Origin of the sequence: Bacillus sp. MYb209 (assembly GCF_002975175.1) — a bacterium.
GTDB lineage: Bacteria > Bacillota > Bacilli > Bacillales > Bacillaceae_G > Bacillus_A.
Window position 1 is genome coordinate 63,137 of sequence record NZ_PCNZ01000023.1, and the last position, 6,651, is coordinate 69,787.

A 6,651-nucleotide genomic window follows, 5' to 3' on the forward strand; every position below is an offset into this window, starting at 1 on the left:
TTATGAATAATTATACTATTAATGAGGGATTTATGAAATAGAAAAAAGGAAAAAAGAAAGGTTGGTTTCTTTTTTCCTTTTAATTACAGGGGTTATTTATTGTCTGCTAAAGCAGCAAATGCTCTGCCAACAGCTTCAATTGTATATTCAATATCTTCTTTTGTATGTTCTGTCGTTAAGAACCATGCTTCATATTTAGAAGGCGCTAAATTAATACCTTCTTGAAGCATCAGCTTGAAGAATCTCCCGAACATTTCACCATCTGTATTTTTGGCTGCATCGTAATCTTCAATTGTATTTGTCGTGAAGTATACAGTTAATGCACCTTTTAGACGGTTTACTGTAATGTCGATGTTATGTTTTGTAGCTTGGTCTAAAATTCCTTTTTCAAGCATTGCACCAAGTGCATCTAATTTCTCGTATACGCCTTCTTGTTGAAGTACTTCTAGGCAGGCAATACCTGATGCCATAGAAGCAGGGTTCCCGGCCATTGTACCAGCTTGGTATGCAGGGCCGAGCGGTGCAACTTGTTCCATAATTTCTTTCTTACCACCGTAAGCGCCAATTGGAAGTCCGCCGCCGATAACTTTACCAAGTGCTGTTAAATCTGGTGTTACGCCAAGTAAGTCTTGAGCACCACCGTACATAAAGCGGAAAGCAGTAATAACTTCATCATAAATTACTAGTGCGCCAGCTTCGTGAACAAGTTCATTTACTTTTTCGAGGAAGCCAGGTTTTGGCTCTACAATACCGAAGTTTCCAACGATCGGTTCTACAAGGATAGCTGCTACTTCATGTCCCCATTTATCTAACGCTTCTTTTAAAGTTTCTACATTATTAAATGGAACAGTAATAACTTCTTGGGCGATACTTTGTGGCACACCAGCTGAATCAGGAATTCCAAGAGTAGAAGGACCAGAGCCAGCTGCTACAAGTACTAAATCGGAATGACCGTGGTAACAACCGGCGAATTTCATAATTTTTGTGCGGCCAGTGTAAGCGCGAGCGACACGAATGGTTGTCATAACGGATTCTGTACCAGAGTTTACGAAGCGGACTTTATCTAAAGCAGGCATTGCTTCTTTTAACATTTTTGCGAATTTTACTTCTAATGCTGTTGGAGTACCGTATAGTACGCCGTTTTCAGCCGCTGTTTTAATTGCTTCTGTTACGTGTGGGTGAGCATGTCCAGTAATAATAGGGCCATACGCTGCTAAATAGTCGATATATTTATTTCCATCTACATCCCAGAAATAAGCACCTTTCCCGCGTTCCATTGCAACAGGGGAACCGCCTCCAACTGCTTTAAAAGAGCGAGAAGGACTATTAACACCACCAACGATATGTTCTAAAGCTTCTTTATGTAACGCTTCTGATTTCGTGAAATTCACTACAATTCATCTCCTTACAAAAATCTATGTATTATTCTAACATGTTTTTTGAAAAGACGTATTGTTTGTGATAGAAGGAGCAGTTGGGTAAACTATTCGTTGTGACATTTAGGAAGGGGGTCCGATTATGAAATCGGTAATTGAGGTACAAGGGTTACGTAAAGAGTTTACAGCCTATTCAAGTCGTCCGGGCTTAAAGGGTGCATTTCGCGATTTATTAAATCGTAATTATAAAATAGTACCAGCAGTAAATGATGTTTCTTTTACTGTAAAACAAGGTGAAATGGTTGGTTATATTGGTGAGAATGGTGCTGGTAAATCAACGACGATTAAAATGCTTACAGGGATTTTGACTCCGACATCAGGACAAATTACAGTGAATGGAATGAATCCACACAAACAGAGAGAAGAATTTGTAAGAACAATCGGTGTTGTGTTTGGCCAGCGTTCGCAGCTTTGGTGGGATATCGCTGTACAAGAATCATTTCGTTTATTGAAGAAAGTGTACGGTGTATCAGACGCTCAGTATAAGGAACATATGGAACATGTTATTGAAACGTTAGATATCGGTCCTTTATTAGATAAACCGGTACGAAAATTATCTCTTGGTCAAAGAATGCGTTGTGAATTAGCAGCGGCGTTAATTCATAATCCACCGTTATTATTTTTAGATGAGCCAACAATTGGGCTAGATGTTCTTGTGAAATTGAAAATACGAGAATTCTTAAAAGAGATGAATGAACGTTATAAAACAACAATTTTGTTAACAACACATGATATTACTGATATTGAAGCTTTATGTGAGCGCGTCATTATGCTTGATGAAGGAAGCATTATGTATGATGGATCTTTAGATAATCTTCGTACGCAGTGGGGAGTAGAGAAGGTAATACATTTTCAGTTTGTTGCCCCAGTTTCATACCAGGAGTTATCAATGGTTATGCCTGATAGTCATGTCGTTTGGTCAAAAGCAAAAGAGGAAAATGCGTGGGTTGCAAAAATACCGAATGAAGAAGTTATCATTTCTATGCTGATTTCTAAAGTGGTACAAGCTTTTCAAATTAAAGATTTAAAAATTAACGAAGTTTCTACAGAGGAAATTATTCGTAACATTTATGAAGAAGGTATTATGCATGGGTAAGTATATTGAAATGATTCGGATTCGCTTTTTAATGATGCTTGCCTATCGTACAAACTATTATAGTGGGATTTTAATTTATACGATTAATATCGGTGCGTATTATTTTTTGTGGCAAGCGATTTATAGCGGGAAAGAGAGCATTGAAAGTTTATCTATTTCACAAATGACTACTTATATTGCGATCGCATGGATGGCACGTGCTTTTTATTTTAATAATATAGATAGAGAAATTGCGATGGAAATTCAGGAAGGACGTGTGGCGGTAGAGCTGATTCGTCCGTATAACTATTTAGGTATGAAAGTTATGCAAGGTCTTGGAGAAGGGATATTTCGTTTTGCTTTCTTTTCAATTCCAGGTATGGTTATTGTTACGTTATTATTTTCATTACAAATTACAACGAATTTTCAAACGTGGTTATATTTCTTCTTATCTTTAATATTTAGTTTCATCATTAATACACAAATAAATTTAATGACAGGGATGCTTACATTCTTCTTATTTAATAATAGTGGAATTATGTATGCGAAACGTGTCGTGATTGATTTATTTTCTGGTTTATTATTACCGATTAGTTTTTATCCGTTATGGGCCCAAAAAACAATGATGTTTTTACCGTTTCAAGCAATTAGTTATATTCCGAGTATGATTTTCTCTGAAGGTATACAAGGAAGTAAGTTATATGAAGCTTTATTATTTCAAGTGATGTGGGCAATTATACTTATTATTCCAATTGTACTTATGTGGAAAACGGCGAGAAAACGTCTAATTGTACAAGGGGGATGATGAGATGCTATATATAAAATTGTTTTTGCAGTATGCAAGTCAATATATAAAAACGAAATTAGAGTATCGGGGCGATTTTATCGTCGGATTACTTTCGGATTTAGCACTACAAGCTGTTAATTTAATCTTTATTCTCGTTGTGTTTGGACATACCCAAGCACTAAAAGGGTGGAGCCGAGAAGAAGTAATCTTTATTTATGGTTTCTTTTTAGTACCGTTTGCCATTTTTTCAGCTTTCTTTAATATATGGGACTTTAATGATCGTTACATTATTAAAGGAGAAATGGACCGTATATTAACGAGACCGATTCATAGCTTATTTCAAATTATATTAGAAAGAATGGAACTTGAATCTTTAATTGGAGCTATTACGGGGATTATTGTGATGGGTTATGCAGCAATGGAGCTGCAATTATCTTTTTACTGGTATGATTTCTTCTTATTCCTACTTATGGTAGGGGGAGGGGCACTTGTGTACGGCGGGATATTTGTTACGCTTGCAAGTCTTGGCTTTTGGTCGGATGCGAAAAGTTCCATTATGCCACTTATGTATAACATAGGGAATTATGGACGCTACCCTGTTGATATTTATAACCGTGTTATTCGCTTTGTTTTAACGTTTGTTTTACCGTTTGCATTTGTTGGGGTATATCCAGCAGCATACTTTTTAAGAAAAGCAGAGTGGAATAGCTATGCTTTCGCAACGCCAATTGTTGGTGTTATCTGTTTTACTATTGCAATTACCCTTTGGAATCAAGGGGTAAAACGATATCGTGGTGCAGGGAATTAATTATAGAAGCTTGTTCGTTTCTAAGGGATAAATCTGCCGTCTATCTCATACATATAAAATGAGGTGGAGGACATGTTATGGGGATTTATTCTATTAATTGCAGCAATCGCTATTTTGAGAAGTGTCCAATTATTATGGAGTTCATATTCAGACTCCAAGCGTTTCTTTTCGCTGTACAATTTAGCTACGTTGTTTTTAATTTATACAACGGTATTGATTGCGTTTGGATTAAGTTATGTTGTATTAGAGGAAATGGGTTTTACAGTTTTGAAAGAAGATGGGGATAGGCTCGATGCTCATTCCTTTCAACTTGTTGAAATATGTTTATATTTTAGCGCGGTTACTCTATTGTCCGTTGGGTATGGTGATATAGCTCCGATTGGAATCGGAAGATGGATTGCAATTGGAGAAGCGCTAATTGGATATACATTACCGTTTGCCTTTGTGGTAAGGACTGTAATGGACAATGAAAAATAAGGTAGCATTTGTTATAGTAATAGAAAAGAAAAGGAGTGATAACAATGATCACAGTAGGAGAAATAGCACCGGAATTCACATTAGAGGGAAGTACCGGAGAACAAATTCGCTTAGCTGACTTCCGAGGTAAAAATGTAGTTTTATATTTTTACCCGAAAGATATGACTCCAGGGTGTACAACTGAAGCATGTGATTTTCGTGATGCATATGGATTATTCCAAGAGAAGGACACGGTCATCTTTGGTGTAAGTCCTGATTCGGTGAACAGACATATGAAATTCATCGAGAAGCATGAGCTTCCATTTGTACTTTTAGTAGATGAAGATCATAAAGTAGCAGAATTGTACGATGTTTGGAAGTTGAAAAAGAACTTTGGAAAAGAGTACATGGGAATCGAGCGTTCTACATTCCTTATCAATAAAGATGGTGAACTTGTAAAAGAATGGCGTAAAGTGAAAGTGAAAGGACATATTGAGGACGTTCTTTCTTATATAAAATAAATCTATATTAATGTGGAGAAAAAATACATATGTAAGGCATGCGTCTATACATATTTTCTTGCGATACATAAAGTGAAAGTGTAGGGCATACCTCCTCAGATGATAGTATTCCAAGTGCGATTATGTCGCACTTTTTTCTATGTAAGTGTATAGGAAATGGGGGAAGGTACATAAGAACAAGGCTATATACAAAAATAAACCACATACTTATAGTAGAAATATTGACGATTTATAAGAAAAAGAGTACACTCTTTATAAGAATTATAAAATAATAATCCGTATAGAATCGGGGTGCATGACGGTGGTCAAAGAAGAATTAAAAGAAGCGCTAGAAATGCTGAAAAATACGGGTGTACGCATTACTCCACAGCGTCATGCTATTTTAGAGTACCTTGTGGAATCTATGACGCACCCAACAGCGGATGACATTTATAAAGCGTTAGAAGGTAAGTTTCCAAATATGAGTGTTGCAACTGTCTATAATAACTTACGTGTGTTTAAAGAAGTTGGACTTGTAAAGGAATTAACTTATGGGGATGCTTCAAGTAGATTTGATTATGTTACAAGTCAACATTATCATGTGATTTGCGAAAAATGTGGTAAGATTGTTGATTTTCCTTATGGAGGTTTGGAACAGCTTGAAGAGGAAGCTGCGAAAACGACAGGCTTCGTTATTAATAGTCATCGCTTAGAAATTTATGGCGTTTGTCCAGAGTGTCATAAGGCGTAATATATAATAAAGAAAGAGGGTGACGATTACGTCACCCTCTTTCTTTATTATATGGGGATGAAAAAATACTAAAGTGAAAGTACGTGTTATCCTTTATAGCTTTTTTTATTGTACTTCTCATTAAATTCTTTTCCTTCTAAACTCGAATCGAGTGTTAAAGGTTGGTTGCAATGCATACATGCGTCGACACGACCAAGCATTTTTGTTGGCTTATCGCAGCTTGGACAAATAATTTGTACAGTCTTAGTAGATAACATACCAATCCAAAAGTAAACGACAGTACTAGCGATAACAGCTAAAAAGCCAACCATCATAAATGTTGTCATAATAATAATGTTGTCACGGAAAAAGACTCCTAAGTATGCAATGAAGAGGCCGATAAATACTAAACTTAATGCAAAGGTCCGAATTTTATTGATTTTGTTCGAATATTTAATGCTCATTCTCACCACACTCCTATAATAATAATATAACACAAAATTTAGAATTTTCTATCGTGTGTAAACTTAGTAAAATGATAAGGAGTGTAGCTATGTGTAAAGAATGAATGGGGAGAGATGTTTTTTAGCTTTTAACGGGATGTGAAATTTTTTTATAAAAAGTATTGACCCTACATATACTGCATGATATATTAATAAACGTCGCTGATGCGGAAACGCAGTAAACGGCAAAAAAGAAATTTGAAAAACTTAGTTGACATCGAAAAACGAAGATGTTAACATAAGGAAGTCGCAAATGAGCGACCAAGTAGTTCTTTGAAAACTGAACGAAACAAACAACGTGAACGTCAATTTTTATTTTTAGATGCTAGACAAACTAACTTTATTGGAGAGTTTGA

The 6,651-nt window shown here is 35.9% G+C and carries 8 protein-coding genes; 6 read left to right on the plus strand and 2 right to left on the minus strand.

Going from position 1 to position 6,651, the window contains the following annotated elements; genetic code table 11:
• Positions 1-92: 92 nt before the first annotated feature.
• Positions 93-1,391, minus strand: a complete 1,299-nt coding sequence (hemL, locus tag CQZ94_RS23990) for a glutamate-1-semialdehyde-2,1-aminomutase (protein WP_142344709.1) — start codon at positions 1,389-1,391, stop codon at positions 93-95.
• A gap of 127 nt (positions 1,392-1,518) precedes the next feature.
• On the opposite strand from hemL, the gene CQZ94_RS23995 reads away from it, so the two are divergent.
• From CQZ94_RS23995 to perR, 6 genes are all read left to right on the plus strand, one after another.
• Entirely contained in the window at positions 1,519-2,532 is a 1,014-nt protein-coding gene (locus CQZ94_RS23995; protein ID WP_105587391.1) for an ABC transporter ATP-binding protein, read from the plus strand.
• Entirely contained in the window at positions 2,525-3,316 is a 792-nt protein-coding gene (locus CQZ94_RS24000; RefSeq protein WP_105587392.1) for an ABC transporter permease, read from the plus strand. The genes CQZ94_RS23995 and CQZ94_RS24000 overlap by 8 nt, the downstream gene beginning before the upstream one ends.
• Before the next feature lie 4 nt (positions 3,317-3,320).
• Positions 3,321-4,106 (plus strand): ABC transporter permease, encoded by a 786-nt coding sequence (locus CQZ94_RS24005; protein ID WP_105587394.1) that lies wholly within the window; start codon positions 3,321-3,323, stop codon positions 4,104-4,106.
• Between the two features lie 72 nt (positions 4,107-4,178).
• Positions 4,179-4,583, plus strand: a complete 405-nt coding sequence (locus CQZ94_RS24010; protein WP_105587396.1) for a potassium channel family protein — start codon at positions 4,179-4,181, stop codon at positions 4,581-4,583.
• Between the two features lie 44 nt (positions 4,584-4,627).
• Positions 4,628-5,083, plus strand: coding sequence for a thioredoxin-dependent thiol peroxidase (gene bcp, locus CQZ94_RS24015; protein ID WP_105587397.1), 456 nt, complete (start codon positions 4,628-4,630; stop codon positions 5,081-5,083).
• Between the two features lie 301 nt (positions 5,084-5,384).
• Positions 5,385-5,813: a peroxide-responsive transcriptional repressor PerR gene (gene perR / locus CQZ94_RS24020; RefSeq protein ID WP_000237831.1), complete on the plus strand. Its 429-nt coding sequence runs from the start codon at positions 5,385-5,387 to the stop codon at positions 5,811-5,813.
• An 86-nt stretch (positions 5,814-5,899) separates the two neighbouring features.
• On the opposite strand, the gene CQZ94_RS24025 is transcribed toward perR, so the two are convergent.
• The gene (locus CQZ94_RS24025; protein WP_105587399.1) at positions 5,900-6,256 is read right to left on the minus strand and encodes a YgzB family protein; all 357 of its coding nucleotides are present in this window, start codon (positions 6,254-6,256) and stop codon (positions 5,900-5,902) included.
• Positions 6,257-6,651 lie beyond the last annotated feature (395 nt).

Coding starts and splice junctions, on each gene's coding strand:
- CQZ94_RS23995 (WP_105587391.1), top strand. CDS start 1,519: ATGAAATCGGTAATTGAGGTACAAGGGTTACGTAAAGAGTTTACAGCC.
- CQZ94_RS24000 (WP_105587392.1), top strand. CDS start 2,525: ATGGGTAAGTATATTGAAATGATTCGGATTCGCTTTTTAATGATGCTT.
- CQZ94_RS24005 (WP_105587394.1), top strand. CDS start 3,321: ATGCTATATATAAAATTGTTTTTGCAGTATGCAAGTCAATATATAAAA.
- CQZ94_RS24010 (WP_105587396.1), top strand. CDS start 4,179: ATGTTATGGGGATTTATTCTATTAATTGCAGCAATCGCTATTTTGAGA.
- bcp (WP_105587397.1), top strand. CDS start 4,628: ATGATCACAGTAGGAGAAATAGCACCGGAATTCACATTAGAGGGAAGT.
- CQZ94_RS24025 (WP_105587399.1), bottom strand. CDS start 6,256: ATGAGCATTAAATATTCGAACAAAATCAATAAAATTCGGACCTTTGCA.